We start from the raw sequence: 18221 nt of genomic DNA on the forward strand, positions 1-18221 counted from the left end.
AACTCTTCAAGGTATTTCTTAGCGAGTATGTTAACGACATTTCGTTCAAATACTCTGGCCCCGTTGATTTTCGTTTCAGGCGGCGACTCCAGCCTGAATAGCAAATGTTTTCTGCACCGAAAGCGAAGCGGCAGGTGCATGAGCTGAAGACCCTGGACTGAGCGTAGCGAAATTAATTTTTGCGACGAGCTTGCGCAGGAGCGAGGGAATCGGCTGAAGCCATGCCGGCGGAAAGCGTCCGCCTGGAACGGAAATCAACTATTGTATGCTTACTTTTAGCCAATCCAGCGTTAACTGATTATTGATGTAAAACAACGGATGTAGGATGTACGCCTTACAAGCCACAATACACGGAGTATGGATCCGGTAAAGGAGCGATTTCAACCTGCGGAGGCTCATACGTAACGTGCGGCAAGCGCACATCCGTATATCTTGTTTCAAAATTTGGGAGAGAAGTATATTCCATAAGAAATTTAGCTTTTATAATCCCTAATGAGTTATTCCTCCATTAGATATCCCTTTTTTCGAATTGCATCAATTCCACGATTCAATATTTCTTCTGTAGGAGCAGATAATAGATGTAGATGTACTCCCGAAGTAAGCTCCAGTAGGAAAGGAGCATCTGTTTCTCGTACCTTCTTTAAAAACATTTCAACGTCATGACGATTGGAAACCATAATGGAAGATGTGATTTCTCCATAAACGGGATGTTCTACAGTAACGTTTTCAACTGTTACACCTGCATCTACCAATGTTTGTAATTCATCCTCAGAATCTTTAGATTGGTGATTGCATGCAACTCTTTTAGAAACGCATGCATTCATTTCTTTGTCTGGCAACAAAATATATCCTTGGCTAGTCGATACAATCGGTATATTGGTTGCTTTTAATAAGGTGATGTCATTTACGATTACTTGTCTACTCACATTTGCTAGCTTTGACAACTCCCCACCTGTTACTGGATGATTTTGCTCCTTTAAATAAGAAAAAATCCAATTTCTTCTCTCTGGCCCTTTTAACTTTTTCATTAATAAACCCTCCGAACTTGCATAACTGTCTACTGTCTTTTCATAAGTTTAACATGAAGGGTAGTTAGATTGTTTTAAAAAGATGTGACCATTTGAAATTGATGTACATATTTTAAAGGGAAGGAAGGAGGAAGTCTGTGCAAACTCATATTGTCCAAAAAGGGGATACTCTTTGGAAAATATCAAGAAAATATGGCGTTTCATTTGATGAGTTAAAGAGATTAAATGCACATCTTGCAAACCCAGAATACATTGTGCCAGGAATGAAGATATTTATTCCTGAAAAGAGCAAAAAGGAGTCTATGAGACATCCATTTACCGATGATCGACCAGTAAAAAAAGATATGTTAAAAAAGGAGGAAGTCCATATTAAGCCGCAAACCGGTAGCAACATGAAAAAGCAACAAGTCCAACCTGTTCATAAGGCACAACAAGTCCAACCCGTTCATAAGGCACAACAAGTCCAACCCGTTAAAAAGGCACAGCAGATGCAACCTGTTCCAATGCCTATGCCTATGCCGATTCAACCAATTCAAATGGTTCCAATGGCACCACCAGTACAACATATACAACAAGTTCCAATGGCACCGCCAGCTCCACCAGTTCAAAATATTCAACAAATTCAACATGTTCAACAACAGCCACAACCTTATTCAATGCCATTTCATATAATGCCAGTTCCTGATTTAGATATGACTCCATCACCACAGGGGTGGAGACTAATCGAGTCTACATCTATTCATATAAATATTCACAATGAAAGTAGTGAAAAAGAAGAAAGTCCAATAAAACATATGCCAGCGATGGAACCTAGTCCACAATTTGTGAGTCCAGCCATGGAAGAAGTATCATCAGAATTCGAAGAGATGGAACCATTTGAAGAGTACCCACAAATGCAACATTTTGAACACTATCAGCCAATGAATCCTTGTGGCTGTATGGATCAACAAATGCAACCATACATGCAACCGCAAATGCATCCACACATGGACCAACAAATGCAACCATATATGCAGGCTCCAATGCAACAACATATGCAACCATGGAGTGGTCACCCATACGTTCATGTTTGCTTCGTACCCGTATGTACATGTCCACCTCATCCGTATCAGCACTTTTAAAAAGTGAGTAATTACATTCGGCAAATAAAAAAGAATGTATGGAAATGGGAAAATGAAAATGGACTTTTTTCTGTAAAAAAATACCCGACTGTTGAACATGCAGAAAAAATTCGAATAATTCATCAAAAATTACAGCAAATTGATAAGTCTTTTGTTTTGCCAGTTTTAGAATCCGCACAGGAAGACTTTATCATTCAGCCTTGGTTCAAAGGAACTCATCCAGTTGATTATGGGACTAAAATGGATCGTTTGGAAGTTTTTTCACTGTTAGAACAGTTACATGACACAAACAAAAGTATTAATTGGGATAATCAGAACCTGCTTCAGCCGTTTGATTTATACGCAAAATGGCAAAATCGTTCTTTGAAAATGAAAGAGATCTCTTATTTTGTGGAATTTTATTTGGGTGAAAAAAAAACAAGGATGCTACTACACTTAGGTGATATAGCTCTAAAAAATATGCAATTGTTTAACAAACAAGATAATACTATATTGCATGGTGATGTAGTACATCATAATTTTTTATCAAATGAAAAAGCATATAAGATTATTGATTTTGATCTTGCTGTCATTGGTCCAAAAGAAATGGAAGAAATTTTATGGATGCACCGCGTTCTTCCTGCAATTAACTATGACATTTTTTTATTGATCAGTGAGTTTCCTATGTTAGAAAAGGTTGCATCCAAGCATAAGGAAGCTTTGATGTATCCAAATGAATTATATAGAGAATGGCTTTATGCGTACGCGTTGCCAATGGAAAGAAAACAGAAATTTATAGACCAATTAATACCGTATACTAACAAAGCGTTAACAGAATGGCCAAAGCTATGCTATAATTTAAGCAGATTATAATAGAATTGGAGAAGGTTGCTCTGTAGTAGAGCGACCTTTTTTCTTGTGTTCAAAGTACTTATGTCTTTTCTCGTATACGTGCATATTTCTAAATATGCTATAATAGGACTGTCGATAGTGAGGGATAAATTATGTATGATTATATAAAAGGTCAAGTAACACGAGTTACACCTGAGTATGTCGTTATAGAACAACAAGGGATTGGGTATCAACTATTAACCCCGAATCCTTTTTCTTTTCGTAGAAGCGAAGAAATGATTCAAGTTTACACGTATTTACATGTTAGGGAAGATGCGCAGCAACTGATGGGTTTTTTGGATTTATCACAAAGAGAGTTATTTAGAAAACTAATCCTCGTTTCTGGTATCGGTCCAAAGGGAGCGCTTGCTATTTTAGCGAGTGGAGAACCAACTCATGTTATTCAAGCAATCGAACGTGAAGATGAGTCCTATTTGGTGAAATTTCCTGGAGTAGGAAAAAAAACTGCTCGTCAAATGATTCTTGATTTAAAGGGTAAATTAAATGAACTAATTGATATTGAACATTTTGATTTTACACAAGACGAACCAACTTTGTTTGAGGATGGACAAGCTAATCATGAATTGGAAGAAGCAATGCTAGCTCTAGCTACGTTAGGCTATTCTGAACGTGAGCTATCAAAAATCCGCCCACTCCTAAAAGGAAATGAATCCTTGCAAAAAACAGATGACTTTATGAAAAAAGCACTTCAATTATTATTTTCAGGTAAATAAGAAAGGAGGTTCAAGGCATGACGGAACGTGTAATTTCAAGTGAGATTTCTAATTATGATGAGCCGTTTGAGCAATCACTTCGCCCCCAATTATTATCACAATATATTGGCCAAGATCAAATAAAACATAATCTAGAAATCTTTATTGAAGCAGCTAGAATGAGAAATGAAAGTTTAGATCATTGTCTACTGTATGGACCTCCTGGGCTTGGGAAGACTACTCTTGCAGCAGTTATTGCAAATGAAATGGATGTACAAATTCGTATGACTAGCGGTCCTGCAATTGAACGACCAGGAGATCTAGCTGCGATTGTTAGTTCACTAGAACCCGGGGATGTCTTATTTATTGATGAAATTCACCGTTTAAATCGGTCAATCGAAGAAGTCTTATATCCTGCAATGGAAGACTTCTGTTTAGACATCGTCGTTGGAAAAGGTCCTACTGCACGAAGTGTTCGTTTGGATTTACCACCATTTACTTTAATAGGTGCGACGACTCGAGCAGGGGCATTGTCTGCGCCGTTACGAGACCGCTTTGGCGTGTTATTAAGACTTGAATTTTATGATGAAGAGGCTTTGACATCCATTGTTGTCAGAAGTGCAGAGTTATTTAATGCGTCGATTGACCATGAGTCTGCTGGTGAAATCGCGAGACGTGCAAGAGGAACCCCACGTATTGCAAATCGCTTATTAAAACGAGTTCGAGATTATGCTCAAGTGCGAGGAAATGGACATATTTCCATCGAACTTGCCCGCGAAGCATTGGAACTATTACAAATTGATCCTAGAGGTTTAGATCATATCGATCATAAACTGATTACAGCTATGATTGAGCGATTTAGAGGAGGTCCTGTTGGTCTAGACACCATTGCTGCAAGCATTGGGGAAGAATCTACAACGATTGAAGATGTATATGAGCCCTATTTATTGCAAATAGGATTTATTCAACGATCTCCAAGAGGAAGAATTGTTACACCCCTCGCTTATGAACATTTAGGGATACCATTACCAATTGAAAGAGATAACTAATAAATAAAGGAAGTAAGTAATATGAGAGTAGAAGATTTCGATTTTGAATTACCAGAGGAATTAATAGCACAAACCCCACTTTTGGAACGAACAAGTAGCAAGCTTCTGATAGCAGATTATCCAGCCAATACATTTAAACATGAAACCTTTTCTTCGATTGTTGAAGAGTTAAACGAAGGCGATTGCCTCGTACTAAACGATACTAAAGTTATGCCTGCTCGTTTAATGGGAACAAAAGAAGAAACAGGTGCGCATGTTGAAGTATTATTATTAACTCAAATAGAAGGTAACCACTGGGAAACGCTTGTTAAGCCTGCTAAACGAGTAAAAGTAGGAACGAAAATATCATTTGGCGATGGCTTGTTAACAGCTGTATGTACTGAAATAAAAGACCACGGCGGCAGAATTTTTAACTTCGAATATAAAGGCGTGTTTTTTGAAGTACTTGATCAGCTTGGAGAAATGCCACTACCACCGTATATACATGAAAAATTAGAAGATAAAGATCGTTATCAAACAGTTTACGCAAAAGAACAAGGGTCAGCAGCAGCACCAACTGCCGGTCTTCATTTCACTGAAGCGCTATTAGATGAAATTCGTGCAAAAGGTGTTAAAATAGCATTTGTAACACTCCATGTTGGTCTTGGAACTTTTCGTCCAGTAAGTGTTGATTCAATAGATGATCACGAAATGCATTCTGAATTTTATCGGGTTTCTAGTGATACTGCTAACACAATCAACGAGGCAAAAAAAGCTGGCGGTAAAATTATTGCTGTTGGAACAACTTCGACAAGAACGTTGGAAACTGTCGCTACAAAATTTGATGGCATAATACAAGAAGATAGTGGCTGGACATCTATTTTCATTTACCCTGGCTATGAGTTTAAATGTATTGATGGGATGATTACTAATTTTCACTTACCGAAATCAACGCTAGTGATGTTAGTTAGCGCACTCTCATCAAGAGAATTTATATTAAATGGATATCAAGAAGCAATTGAACGACAATACCGATTTTTCAGCTTTGGTGATGCTATGTTTATAAAAGGAAGGAACTATTAAATGGCTGCAATAACGTATGAGTTAATAAAAAAAGATAAACAAACAGGGGCTCGTCTAGGAATTGTTCATACGCCCCATGGATCGTTTGAAACACCTACATTTATGCCTGTAGGTACCCAAGCTACTGTGAAGACAATGGCTCCAGAAGAAATTAAACAGATGGAAGCAGGTATTATTTTAAGTAATACGTATCACCTATGGCTCCGTCCTGGACATGATATTATTCGGGAAGCAGGTGGGCTACATAAGTTTATGAATTGGGACCGTGCAATTTTGACAGATTCCGGTGGATTTCAAGTATTTAGCTTAAGTGATATGCGTAAAATTGAAGAAGAAGGAGTTCATTTTCGCAATCATTTGAATGGGGATAAATTATTTTTAAGTCCTGAGAAATCAATGGAAATTCAAAATGCTTTAGGCTCAGATATTATGATGGCATTTGATGAATGTCCACCATATCCTGCAACTTTTGAATATATGAAAGCTTCGGTAGAGCGTACTTCACGTTGGGCAGAGCGTTGTTTGACTGCTCATACTAACACAGACAAGCAAGGTTTATTTGGTATTATTCAAGGTGGAGAATATGAAGAATTACGTCGTCAATCTGCAAAAGATTTAGTGTCACTCGATTTTCCTGGTTACGCGATTGGTGGATTATCAGTTGGGGAACCAAAAGATGTCATGAATCGTGTGTTAGATTTCACTACACCAATGATGCCAGAAAACAAACCGCGTTATTTAATGGGAGTGGGCTCTCCAGACTCATTAATTGATGGCTCTATTCGTGGTGTCGACATGTTTGATTGCGTACTTCCTACTCGCATAGCGCGTAACGGGACATTTTTTACATCAAAAGGTCGCTTAGTTATTAAAGGAGCAGCATTTGCAAGTGATTTTGGACCAATTGATGAGAAATGTGATTGCTACACTTGTCAAAACTACTCACGAGCATATATTCGTCATCTGTTCAAAGCGGATGAAACTTTTGGGTTACGATTAGCGTCATATCATAATCTACATTTTTTAATGAATCTTATGAAAGATGTACGACAAGCAATTCGAGAAGATCGCTTGTTAGATTTCAAAGAAGAGTTTTTTGAAGAATATGGGTATAATAAACCAAATGCAAAAAATTTCTGATTCTTGTATACTAGATAGAGAGAAAAAGGAGGGGATATTTAATATGGATTCATTAGCAGGCTTATTGCCGATAATTGCTATGTTCGCAGTGATGTGGTTTTTTATCATTCGACCAGCACAAAAACGTCAAAAAAGTACGTCACAAATGCAAAATAATCTAAAACGTGGAGATCAAATTATTACGGTTGGTGGTTTACACGGGAAGATAGATGCAGTAGATGATACAACTATTTTTGTAGTAGTAGCAGATGGAACTCGTTTGCAGTTTGAGCGTGTTGCAGTAGGACGAGTTGTCTCAGAACAATAAAAAAAGAACTTACTCATTTTTGTGAGTAAGTTCTTTTATTTTGGGCAGAGTATTAATGAGGTGATAGGATGAACGATATTCTAATCATTATTTTGCGTACTTTTTTATTATATTGGATTATTTTAGGTATTCTTCGGTTAATGGGAAAACGGGAAGTCGGCGAGCTTAGTATATTTGATTTAGTTGTTTTTTTATTAATTGCCGAAATTGGAGCTCTAGCCTTAGATGATCCTAAGAGTAAGTTTATTCATGCTGTAGTGCCTATGGTTATATTATTAATAATTCAAGTTGGGGTTTCTTATTTTTCATTAAAAAGCAAGTATTTTCGAGACGCAATGGAAGGAAAGGCATCCATTATAATGAAAGATGGTATCATCAATGAAAAAGAAATGAGAAAACAGCGTTATAACCTTGACGATTTATTGCAACAATTAAGAGAACAACAAATAGGTTCTATTCAATCCGTTTCATATGCCTTTTTAGAACCATCTGGCAATTTATCTGTCTTTAAAAAAGAGAGCCAACAATATGTCTTTCCGCTAATTATCGATGGCGAGATTCAAATAGATCATTTACAAAGACTTGGGAAAGACGAGAAATGGCTTAGAGCAGAACTTGAAGAAAAATCAATATTGGAAGTAAAAAAGATATTTTATTGTAGTTATGAAGATGATTCTTTGTATATTCAACTCAAAACTTCTTTTTAGAGGTTCGAAGTATTTGTATAATAACACTGACTTCTTTTCTTTTTATTTGTCTAAAAAGAACTAAACCAATGGTAAGATAAAGTATTGTAATAATACAGTCAATGATTAACGATCTTTCTCCAATAGTGAAAATGAGTGGTCGTGAAATTATCGTAAGTAAAAAAATAGCATATGGAAGTGCGAAAAACGAGAAGCCAATTTGCGCTTCTTTTTTCTCTTTTAGCGAAGCGATATGTAAGAAGGAAGTAATTAATACACCAAAACCAATCGCAACGATTGCTCCTTTTTCTTGAATGGTTGCTTGGGAAGCAAGAAAAAATAATAATAATAATTTACCAACTCCGCCATATAACGAATTTAAAAAAGCTGCCTTGGAGTTGTTTAAAGCTTGTAAAATCGAAAACAAAGGACTTTGAATATAATAAAAGAAAAAAATTGGTGATAAAATTTTCATATATGTTGAAGCATTTTCAACATGAAATAGTTCGAAAACGAGTTCTCCGCCGTGTAAATAAAATAAGGTCGCAGCATAACAACCTGTTAAGGTTGAGAATTTTAAAGAGAGATGAATTCTTTCTTTTAAGAGAGAAGTGTTCCTTCTTGCAAAAGCATCGCTAACTGCAGGAATCAATACAACAGACAATGCGTAAGGAATAAAAGATGGAAAGAGTAGTAATGGTATTAGTACACCGGAGATAACTCCATACAACGTAGTTGCGGCTACACTTGTTATACCAGTAATAGCTAAAGCTTTGATGAAAATAATAGGCTCTAAAAACCATGTAAAAGAACCAAATAGCTTGCTACCTGAAGAAGGCAGAGCAATAGAAAAAAGTGGCGAAAGTGGATAAGCTTTGGACGCATTTTTAATCGTTTGCTTTGCTTTCCATTTTACATACTTCCATCTTAAGTAAAGTAATGCCGCAACTTCTCCTAGTAATGACATTACCATTGCATAAGCAGCTGCTTCTTTTGGGGAAGCTGATGTTAGTAGAAGTGGCAATAAAAAGCTAATAAGCAGAATTCGTATTATTTGTTCCATCAACTGTGAAACGGCTGTCTCTTCTATTCTTGCTATTCCTTGAAAGAATCCTTTTAAGATTCCACCAGCTGCAGCAAATGGTACAATAGCAATGGTAACATAGAGTGTCATTGTGATAGCATCATTTTTTAATAAATTTTCTGAAATAAATGGTGTGACATAAAGGAAAATAGGAGTAAAGGCTAGAATAGATATAACAGTAACAATAACGGATGTTCGCATGACCGAGAAATAACTAGAAACAGCGTTTCTTGTTCTTAATTCAGCAATAATCTTCGACATTGCAATAGGTATACCAAGCTGAATCAGAGATAGAAAGAAAATGAAAGCTGGATAAGCAGTCATATATATTCCATATGCTTCTTCTCCGGTTAAACGAACAAATTGCATGCGATAAATAAATCCTAAAAACTTTGATATAAAGATGGCGAGCATTAACAAAAGAGATCCTCTTAAAAATGTAGACACGTAAACACTTCCTTCTCAAATACAGGAACATCGTTTACAATTACAATATGCAAGCTAGTAGGTACATTATTCTTTAAACGGGGTGCGGTATTTTGAAAATCACATACGAAGAAATATATTCACATGTACTTCCTGCGTTAGAAAGTAAGAAAACTGAATTTGAAGTTTATCAATATAAGACTGTATCAGAAAAGGATATTTGGAACTTTTGTATCACGAAGAAATGGCGTAAAAAAGTAGTACCAGAAATGGCGCTCTATCAAATTGTAAATGATATTCTTTCAATATCACCAGCAGAATTTATGACCTTTGAACAAATTGAGAAATTTAAGACATCTAATTGGTTTTCTGAAGTAAATCAAGAAGAACTTCAATTGCTGTTAAATCATAAAAAGCATGATGAGTAATCATTCCGTTATTTGACAGAGAGCGCATCGTGTTTCATAATAAACATATTGCGATTTTTGAAGTAGAACACATATCTATATAGTAATTGTTTAGCATCAGACGCCTGTTGCTTGTCGTAGCTGACGACGTTGGTAGCTTTTTTAGGAGGAAATATACATATGAAAACTAGAGGACGCATAGTTGCGTTTTTATTACTACTTGTCATCTTTGCAGGGACAATTAGTCCTACAGTTGGTGGAGTATTAAATAATATTAAACTAGGCTTAGATTTACAAGGTGGATTTGAAGTTCTTTATCAAGTAGAAGAATTAAAAGAAGGACAAAAAATTACAGAAGAAGTAGTTGCGGATACAGCAGCAGCGTTAACTAGCCGTATTGACGTATTAGGAGTAAGTGAACCTAGTATTCAAATTGAAGGTGGCAATCGGATTCGGGTACAGCTTGCTGGGGTGGAAGACCAAAACTCTGCTAGAGAACTCTTATCTACACAAGCAAACTTAACTTTCCGTGATTCAGATGATAATATCATGCTGGATGGAACAGATTTAAAACAAGGCGGAGCAAAAGCTGCTTTTGACCAAAATGGACAACCAATTGTTACACTTGAATTAAAAGATGCTAATAAGTTTGCACAAGTGACGGAAGAGATTGCTGCTAAACCAGCACCAGATAATGTATTAGTTATTTGGTTGGATTTCGAAGAAGGTGTAGATTCCTATAAGGAAGAGGCATTAAAACCAGAACCTAAATTTACATCAGCTCCTCGTGTGTCACAAAGAATTAGTTTAAATAGTGTTGAAATTTCCGGTACATTTACTGTGGAGGAAACTAAAAACTTATCAGGTATTTTGAATGCAGGAGCTTTACCTGTTCACTTAGAGGAAATTTTCTCAACTTCTGTAGGAGCTCAATTTGGAGAATCAGCACTCAATAGCACAATTTTAGCTAGTATTATTGGGGTTGCATTAATTTTTATTTTTATGATCGCCTATTATCGATTACCAGGTTTCATAGCTGTTATTTCTCTAATCGTTTACATTTTCTTAATCCTTGTCATATTCGATTGGATTAATGGTGTATTGACGCTACCTGGTATCGCAGCAATAGTTCTTGGTGTTGGTATGGCGGTAGACGCTAACATTTTGACATATGAACGTATAAGGGAAGAATTACGTGTTGGTAAATCTGTTAAAAAAGCGTTTAATACTGGAGCAAAAGAAGCATTTACTGCAATATTAGATGCTAACCTTACGACGCTTTTGGCAGCAATAGTATTATTCTACTTTGGTACAAGTTCTGTAAAAGGGTTTGCTACATTGTTAATAATTAGCATTTTAGTAGTATTCCTAACTGCGGTTTGGGCATCAAGATTACTATTAGGCTTACTTGTAAACAGCGGGTATTGGGATAATAAGCCAGGTTGGTTTGGTATTCCTAAGAAACGAATTCACGCACCGGAAGAAAATGTGGAAACACTTGATTTGACAACAAAATTTGATCGTTTCGATTTTGTTCACAACCGTAAAATATTCTATATTATTTCTATCGTATTGACGGTTGCTGGGATTATTGTTTTAAGTACATTAAAACTAAATCTTGGAATAGACTTCTCAAGTGGTACACGTGTAGATATCAAATCAACTCAACCGTTAACACAGGAAGTTGTCGCAGAAAAACTGGATAACATTGGTCTTTCATCAGAAGATATAGTAATTTCAGGTGATAAAAATGAAATCGCAGTTGTTCGCTACAAAGAAGACTTTTCACAAGAAGAAGTTAAAACACTTAAAACTGAAATGACCGAGGAGTTTGGGATAGATCCAACAGTAAGTAGTGTATCTCCGACAGTAGGGAAAGAGCTTGCGAAAAATGCAATAAAAGCACTTTCTATCGCTGCACTTGGTATTTTAATTTACGTTGCATTCCGTTTTGAATGGAGAATGGGTGTAGGCTCCATCGTATCACTTGTACATGATGCATTCTTAATGGTAGCTATTTTTAGTATGTTACGTTTGGAAGTTGATATAACGTTTATAGCCGCAGTGTTAACGATTGTAGGTTATTCGATTAATGACACAATCGTTACATTTGACCGTATTCGAGAGAACTTGCATCGCAATAAAAAGATTACAACAGAAGAGGAACTTGCGACAATTGTTAATAAGTCATTAAGACAAACACTTGGTCGTTCCGTAAATACAGTACTAACTGTTGTATTAGTTGTTGTTGCATTATTAATCTTTGGTGCAGATGGAATTCGAAACTTCTCTATTGCATTGCTAATTGGATTACTTGCGGGAACATATTCATCCATTTTTATCGCAGTTCAAGTTTGGTTTGATTTAAAAGTGAAAGAACTTCGAAAAACTGGTGGGATCGATGTTCAAAAAGAAGAGAAAAAATGGGGTTCAGACGAACCTGTCGTATAATGGTTAGTAAAAGGTAGAACAGGGTATATTTTATATATTCTGTTCTATTTTTTATTGAAAAGAGGAATATAGATGAAATTACAATGGTCACTTTTATTTGGATTAATATTTGCCGTAATTATTGCTCTTTTTGCTGTTAATAATGTAGAAAGAGTACCTGTGAATTATGTTATTGGTACAGCACAATGGCCGCTCATTTTAGTTATTTTAGGTTCTGCACTTCTCGGTGCGCTCCTAAGTGGTTCTATTGCAATATATCGTTCATTTGTTCTATCTCGTAAGGTTAAAAATTTAGAAAGAGAGCTTGAAAAGAAAGATCATTCTCTAGGTGTACTTCAAAATGACTTAGTTGCACAAGAAGAGGGGCGACTAGATAATTCTTCAAAACACTGATAAAACCACTTGGAGAACGTTAAAAGGTTTTTAAAATAGACTAATAATAAAGCAGAGTGTCCGAAATTGTATCTTCGGACATTTCTTTTATGCGTAGGAGAGAATTTTTACTTTAATATTCCAGGAGGGTGGAGAACAAACGCCGACCACCAGTAAATGCTTCAGTCACTTCCAACTCCTAAAAAGAAGTAGATAGTCATTTTATGTTCTTCTTGCGCATTTTTTATAAGCTCTGTCTCTACTTGTAGTATAATAGAGCACAAGGAAGTGAAAATATGATTCAATCGCAAAAAAGATGGAAAATTTCAAGACCAGATGAACAGTTAGTATCGACTTTTGAAAAGGAACTTGCAATACCTAGCGTATGTGCAAAAGTAATGGTTTCAAGAGGATTTAAATCTGTAGAAGAAGCTTATAATTTTTTACATTTAACGAAAGATCATATACATAATCCATTCTTACTTAATGGGATGGACGAGCTTGTAGCACGTGTTTTCAAAGCAATTGATCAACAGGAAAAGATAATGGTTTATGGAGATTATGATGCAGATGGCATTACTAGTACTTCAGTAATGATGAAAACCTTGCAATCAATGGGTGCAGATGTAATTTTTAAAATTCCAAATAGATTTATCGATGGCTACGGTCCTAGTGAGCGATTATTCCAAGAAGCTTATGATGAGGGTGTTAAGTTAATCATTACAGTAGATAATGGAATTTCTGGACTTAAACAAATTCAATTTGCAAAGGATCTTGGGATGGATGTTATTGTAACGGATCACCATGAACCAGGTGATGAACTTCCTGTAGCAGATATTATTATCCACCCCGGCTTAAAGAATACTTCTTATCCCTTTCCTAACTTAGCTGGAGTAGGTGTCGCATTTAAAGTTGCACATGCTCTATTAGGTGAGATTCCAAAAGAGTTATATTATTTAGTTGCAATTGGCACAATAGCAGACTTAGTTTCGTTAACAGGTGAGAATCGTTATTTTGTTCAACAAGGAATTAAACAAATGAATACCTCTAATCTGTTAGCTATTGAAGCATTGGCAAAAATTAGCGGAATTGAAGTTTCTTCCATTAACGAGGAAACGGTAGGGTTTATGTTTGGACCACGTATAAACGCTGTTGGAAGATTGGGAGAAGCTGTTCCTGGAGTTGAGTTATTTTTAACGGAAAACTCAAGTGATGCTCACTCAATAGCAAACATGTTAAATGAGAAAAACAAAGAAAGACAAGCCATCGTGAAAAAAATCTCTGATGAAGCTATACAATTAATTGATCAGGAAGGTAACATAGAAGGACCTAGTGTGATTGTTGTTGGCAAAAAAGATTGGAATCCTGGCGTCTTAGGTATTGTCGCTTCCAAGTTAGTAGAAAAGTATTATCGTCCTGCAATAGTTTTAGGACTTGATGAAGACAAACAAATAGCTAAAGGGTCAGCGAGAAGTATCGAAGGCTTCCATATGTATAAGGAGCTAGCTAAGAACAGTGATATTTTACCTCATTTTGGAGGTCATCCTATGGCGGCAGGAATGACTTTGCCACTGGAGAATGTGGATGAACTAAGAAATAGGTTAATAGCTCAAGCGCAAGCTTGTTTAACAGATGAGCAACTCATACCTGTTGTTTCGATCGATGTGCCACTTGAAATGAATGAAATTACAACAGAAGCAATTGAATCCTTACAAAAGCTTTCCCCGTTTGGAATGGATTTTGCCAAGCCGGTGTATTGTATAGAAAACGTTGAAGTTGCAACAGTAAGGAAAATTGGATCTGCAAATAACCATGTGAAAATGGAGCTAAAGTATGGCGGTATCGCTTTAGATGCGATTGGCTTTGGTAAAGGTGAATTAGCGGATGAAATTTCACCGACAGCTAAACTTTCATTTATTGGTGATTTACAAATTAATGAATGGAATGGTCGAAAAAAACCGCAACTAATGATTGAAGATGCCAAGTCGAATGATTGGCAACTTTTCGATATCCGAGGGATTCGTCAAGTGAATCGTTGGTTACCAACCATTCCTGTAGAAAAAAATGTATTTGTAGCTTTTAATGAAGAAACAGTTTCCCATTTCAACTCACTTATAAAAGAAAAAATTTGGCTCTATACTGATTTAACAAAACACCATTTAAAATCAGATTATGTTACTATTTTAGATTTACCTATGGATGAATCCACAATGACAAAACTGCTAACATACCATGACTGGTCTAGAATTTATGCACACTTTTATGGTAGTGATTCCGTGTATTTTGAAGGGCTTCCTTCTAGAGATCAATTTAAATGGTACTTTTCATTTTTATCTAAAAGAAAAACATTTGCATTAAAAAAGCATATATACGAACTTTCTAAACATACCGGTTGGAGTCAAAATACAATTAATTTTATGTCACAGGTGTTTTTTGAGCTTAATTTTGTTAGAATAGACAATGGGATGTTAGTGTTAAATGATCAACTAACTAAAGCAGATTTATCGGAAGCACCAGCGTATAAACAACGAGAAAATCAAATAAAACTAGAACAAAAGCTATTATACGCCCCGTATATGGAGCTGAAACAATGGTTTGAAGAGCGGAAAGCAGTACAAACCGTTCCTGAGGAGGAGCATTTATGGATTTAAAGCAATATGTGACTACAGTTGAAGACTGGCCAAAACCAGGTATAAGTTTTAAAGATATAACAACAATTATGGATAATGGAGAAGCATATAAATATGCAACTGACCAAATTGTCGAATATGCTAAAGAAGTACAAGCAGATATTATAGTAGGACCAGAAGCACGTGGATTTATAATAGGATGTCCTGTCGCTTACGCTCTTGGTGTTGGATTTGCCCCAGTTCGTAAAGAAGGAAAACTACCTCGTGAAGTTATTCGTGCAGAATACGGTTTGGAATATGGGAAAGACGTATTAACTATGCATAAAGATGCTGTAAAACCTGGGCAAAAGGTTCTTATTGTAGATGATTTACTTGCTACTGGTGGTACAATTGAAGCAACCATTAAATTAGTGGAAGAATTAGGTGGTATTGTAGTTGGTTGTGCATTCTTAATAGAGTTAACATATCTAGAAGGAAGAAATAAGCTAGATAAGTATGATATTTGCACGTTGATGCAATACTAATAACTATTCAATAAACTTACTTTGAAACTGCGGAGAGCTTGTATTAATAGAAGCATTTCTAAGCAGTCAAAGGGGTGGACTTTACAAGTCCATCTTTTTTTTTATACAATATAACTTATATACTATTCTAGAAATATAACGAAATCAGGTGACTTAGCATGGCAAAAGATCAAGTGAAGACAGCAGAAGATGTTTTCTATACACTCTCTACTTATATGAATGAAGAGCATGTTTCCTTTGTCCAAAAAGCATATAATCTAGCAGAGCATGCGCATAGAGAACAATTTCGAAATTCTGGTGAACCATATATTTTACATCCTATTCAAGTAGCCGGAATTCTTGCTGATCTTCAAATGGATCCAGAAACCGTTGCTGCTGGCTTTTTACATGATGTTGTAGAGGATACAGAATATACGAGAGAAGATATTGTCCGTGAATTCAATGAAGAAGTTGCACTATTAGTCGAAGGTGTGACTAAACTCGGTAAAATTAAATATATGTCAAAAGAAGAGCAACAAGCCGAAAATCATCGAAAAATGTTCATAGCTATGGCACAAGATATACGTATTATTCTAATTAAGCTTGCGGACCGTTTACATAATATGCGTACGTTAAAACATTTACCGGAAGAAAAACAACGACGTATTTCAAATGAAACCTTAGAAATATTTGCTCCACTTGCCCATCGACTTGGAATTTCGGCAGTGAAATGGGAGCTTGAAGATACAGCCCTTCGCTATTTAAATCCACAACAATATTACCGTATCGTTAATTTTATGAAAAAGAAACGGACAGAACGAGAAGCGTACTTAAAGAATGTAATGAATGATATTCGTAACCAGTTAGATGAGATGGAAGTAGACGCGGATATTTCAGGTAGACCAAAACACATATATAGTATTTATCGCAAAATGGTTGTCCAAAATAAGCAGTTTAATGAAATTTATGATTTGTTAGCTATGAGGATTATTGTAAAAAGCATAAAAGATTGCTATGCAGTATTAGGTGTTATTCATACACTATGGAAACCAATGCCAGGTCGATTTAAAGACTATATCGCGATGCCGAAGCAAAATCTTTATCAATCACTACATACGACAGTGATTGGTCCAAATGGTGATCCATTAGAGGTGCAAATCCGCACAGAAGAAATGCATAATATTGCAGAATATGGGGTTGCAGCGCACTGGGCATATAAAGAAGGTAGAAAGATTGAAACAAATAAACAAACAATCGACTCTAAATTAACATGGTTTAGAGAAATTTTAGAGTTTCAACAAGAGTCTTCCAATGCGGAAGAATTTATGGAATCATTAAAATTTGATTTGTTTTCAGATATGGTATACGTATTTACCCCTAAAGGCGATGTAATTGAACTTCCTGCGGGCTCTGTACCAATTGATTTTGCTTACCGTGTCCATTCTGAAGTAGGTAATAAAACTATAGGTGCAAAAGTGAACGGAAAGATGGTTCCTTTAGATACAAAGTTAAAAACAGGAGATATCATCGAGGTATTAACGTCTAAACAATCTTTTGGGCCAAGTCGCGATTGGGTGAAAATCGCTCAATCTTCACAAGCAAAAAACAAAATAAAGCAATTTTTTAAAAAGCAACTTCGTGATGAGAACGTTATTAAAGGAAAAGAACAGGTCGAAAAAGAAATTAAAGCACAGGAATTTGATATAAAAGAAGTATTAACTCCAGAAAACATTAAACGTGTTTGCGAAAAGTATGCATTTGCTGGGGAAGAAGACTTGTATGCTGCTATTGGATTTAATGGAATTACAGCTCAGCAAGTAGTAAATCGTTTAGCTGAAAAAATGCGAAAAATACGCGATCAAGAAGAAGCTCTGGAAAAAATTACAACTGAAATGAAAGCTCCCGCCCCTAAAAAATCAACTGATTCAGGTGTTATTGTAAAAGGTATAGAAAATTTGCTTATACGACTTTCTAGATGCTGTAGTCCTGTACCAGGAGATGAAATAGTAGGTTTTATTACAAAAGGAAGAGGAGTATCTGTTCACCGAGCAGATTGCCCAAACGTTCAAAGTGACGAATCCCACTCAAGAATAATCGAAGTGGAGTGGGAGCAAACAGATTCACCAATGAAAAAAGATTATCAAGTAGATATAGAAGTATCTGCTTTTGATCGGGCTGGCTTATTAAACGAAGTACTTCAAGTAGTAAATGAGTCAAAAACTAACATTGCTGCTGTTAGTGGAAAGATAGAAAATGATATTGCGACGATAAATATGACTATAAAAATCACAAATATCGCCCATTTACATAAAGTGGCTGATCGTATTAAACAATTGCCGGATGTATATTCGGTTCAACGAATTATTAATTAA

At 35.9% G+C, this 18221-nt stretch carries 16 protein-coding genes; 14 read left to right on the top strand and 2 right to left on the bottom strand.

Annotated features, from left to right (window positions below; translation table 11 throughout):
- Positions 1-497: 497 nt before the first annotated feature.
- Positions 498-1028, bottom strand: coding sequence for a transcription repressor NadR (locus WAX74_RS07220; protein ID WP_336496980.1), 531 nt, complete (start codon positions 1026-1028; stop codon positions 498-500).
- A gap of 137 nt (positions 1029-1165) precedes the next feature.
- On the opposite strand from WAX74_RS07220, the gene WAX74_RS07225 reads away from it, so the two are divergent.
- The 8 genes from WAX74_RS07225 (at position 1166) to WAX74_RS07260 (ending at position 7997) form a co-directional block, all read left to right on the top strand.
- Positions 1166-2149 (top strand): LysM peptidoglycan-binding domain-containing protein, encoded by a 984-nt coding sequence (locus tag WAX74_RS07225; RefSeq protein WP_336496981.1) that lies wholly within the window; start codon positions 1166-1168, stop codon positions 2147-2149.
- A 3-nt stretch (positions 2150-2152) separates the two neighbouring features.
- A complete protein-coding gene (locus WAX74_RS07230; RefSeq protein WP_336496982.1) occupies positions 2153-3001 on the top strand; it encodes a phosphotransferase in 849 nt (282 codons plus the stop codon).
- Between the two features lie 131 nt (positions 3002-3132).
- Positions 3133-3753 carry a Holliday junction branch migration protein RuvA gene (gene ruvA, locus WAX74_RS07235; protein WP_336496983.1) on the top strand — a complete coding sequence of 207 codons (621 nt, stop codon included), beginning with the start codon at positions 3133-3135 and terminating at the stop codon, positions 3751-3753.
- Between the two features lie 17 nt (positions 3754-3770).
- Positions 3771-4781, top strand: coding sequence for a Holliday junction branch migration DNA helicase RuvB (gene ruvB / locus WAX74_RS07240; RefSeq protein ID WP_336496984.1), 1011 nt, complete (start codon positions 3771-3773; stop codon positions 4779-4781).
- Between the two features lie 21 nt (positions 4782-4802).
- Positions 4803-5843, top strand: coding sequence for a tRNA preQ1(34) S-adenosylmethionine ribosyltransferase-isomerase QueA (queA, locus tag WAX74_RS07245; protein ID WP_336496985.1), 1041 nt, complete (start codon positions 4803-4805; stop codon positions 5841-5843).
- Positions 5844-6983, top strand: a complete 1140-nt coding sequence (gene tgt / locus WAX74_RS07250; RefSeq protein ID WP_336496986.1) for a tRNA guanosine(34) transglycosylase Tgt — start codon at positions 5844-5846, stop codon at positions 6981-6983.
- A 43-nt stretch (positions 6984-7026) separates the two neighbouring features.
- Complete coding sequence (gene yajC / locus WAX74_RS07255) at positions 7027-7290, top strand: preprotein translocase subunit YajC (RefSeq protein ID WP_336496987.1); 264 nt, start codon at positions 7027-7029, stop codon at positions 7288-7290.
- Between the two features lie 68 nt (positions 7291-7358).
- Positions 7359-7997: a DUF421 domain-containing protein gene (locus WAX74_RS07260; protein WP_336496988.1), complete on the top strand. Its 639-nt coding sequence runs from the start codon at positions 7359-7361 to the stop codon at positions 7995-7997.
- Here WAX74_RS07260 and WAX74_RS07265 read toward each other — a convergent pair.
- Positions 7981-9507 (bottom strand): putative polysaccharide biosynthesis protein, encoded by a 1527-nt coding sequence (locus WAX74_RS07265; RefSeq protein WP_336496989.1) that lies wholly within the window; start codon positions 9505-9507, stop codon positions 7981-7983. The genes WAX74_RS07260 and WAX74_RS07265 overlap by 17 nt on opposite strands.
- 92 nt (positions 9508-9599) lie before the next feature.
- Between WAX74_RS07265 and WAX74_RS07270 the strand changes: the two genes are divergently transcribed.
- The 6 genes from WAX74_RS07270 (at position 9600) to WAX74_RS07295 (ending at position 18221) form a co-directional block, all read left to right on the top strand.
- Entirely contained in the window at positions 9600-9914 is a 315-nt protein-coding gene (locus WAX74_RS07270) for a post-transcriptional regulator (protein ID WP_336496990.1), read from the top strand.
- A 159-nt stretch (positions 9915-10073) separates the two neighbouring features.
- The gene (gene secDF / locus WAX74_RS07275; protein WP_336496991.1) at positions 10074-12344 is read left to right on the top strand and encodes a protein translocase subunit SecDF; all 2271 of its coding nucleotides are present in this window, start codon (positions 10074-10076) and stop codon (positions 12342-12344) included.
- Positions 12345-12416: 72 nt separating this feature from the next.
- Positions 12417-12737 (top strand): LapA family protein, encoded by a 321-nt coding sequence (locus WAX74_RS07280; protein ID WP_336496992.1) that lies wholly within the window; start codon positions 12417-12419, stop codon positions 12735-12737.
- Between the two features lie 275 nt (positions 12738-13012).
- Positions 13013-15367, top strand: a complete 2355-nt coding sequence (gene recJ, locus WAX74_RS07285; RefSeq protein ID WP_336496993.1) for a single-stranded-DNA-specific exonuclease RecJ — start codon at positions 13013-13015, stop codon at positions 15365-15367.
- Positions 15358-15870, top strand: coding sequence for an adenine phosphoribosyltransferase (locus tag WAX74_RS07290; protein ID WP_336496994.1), 513 nt, complete (start codon positions 15358-15360; stop codon positions 15868-15870). The genes recJ and WAX74_RS07290 overlap by 10 nt, the downstream gene beginning before the upstream one ends.
- Positions 15871-16028: 158 nt before the next feature.
- On the top strand, positions 16029-18221 hold the full coding sequence (locus WAX74_RS07295) for a RelA/SpoT family protein (RefSeq protein ID WP_336496995.1): 2193 nt from the start codon (positions 16029-16031) through the stop codon (positions 18219-18221).

This window comes from Psychrobacillus mangrovi, from assembly GCF_037104765.1.
Lineage (GTDB): Bacteria > Bacillota > Bacilli > Bacillales_A > Planococcaceae > Psychrobacillus > Psychrobacillus mangrovi.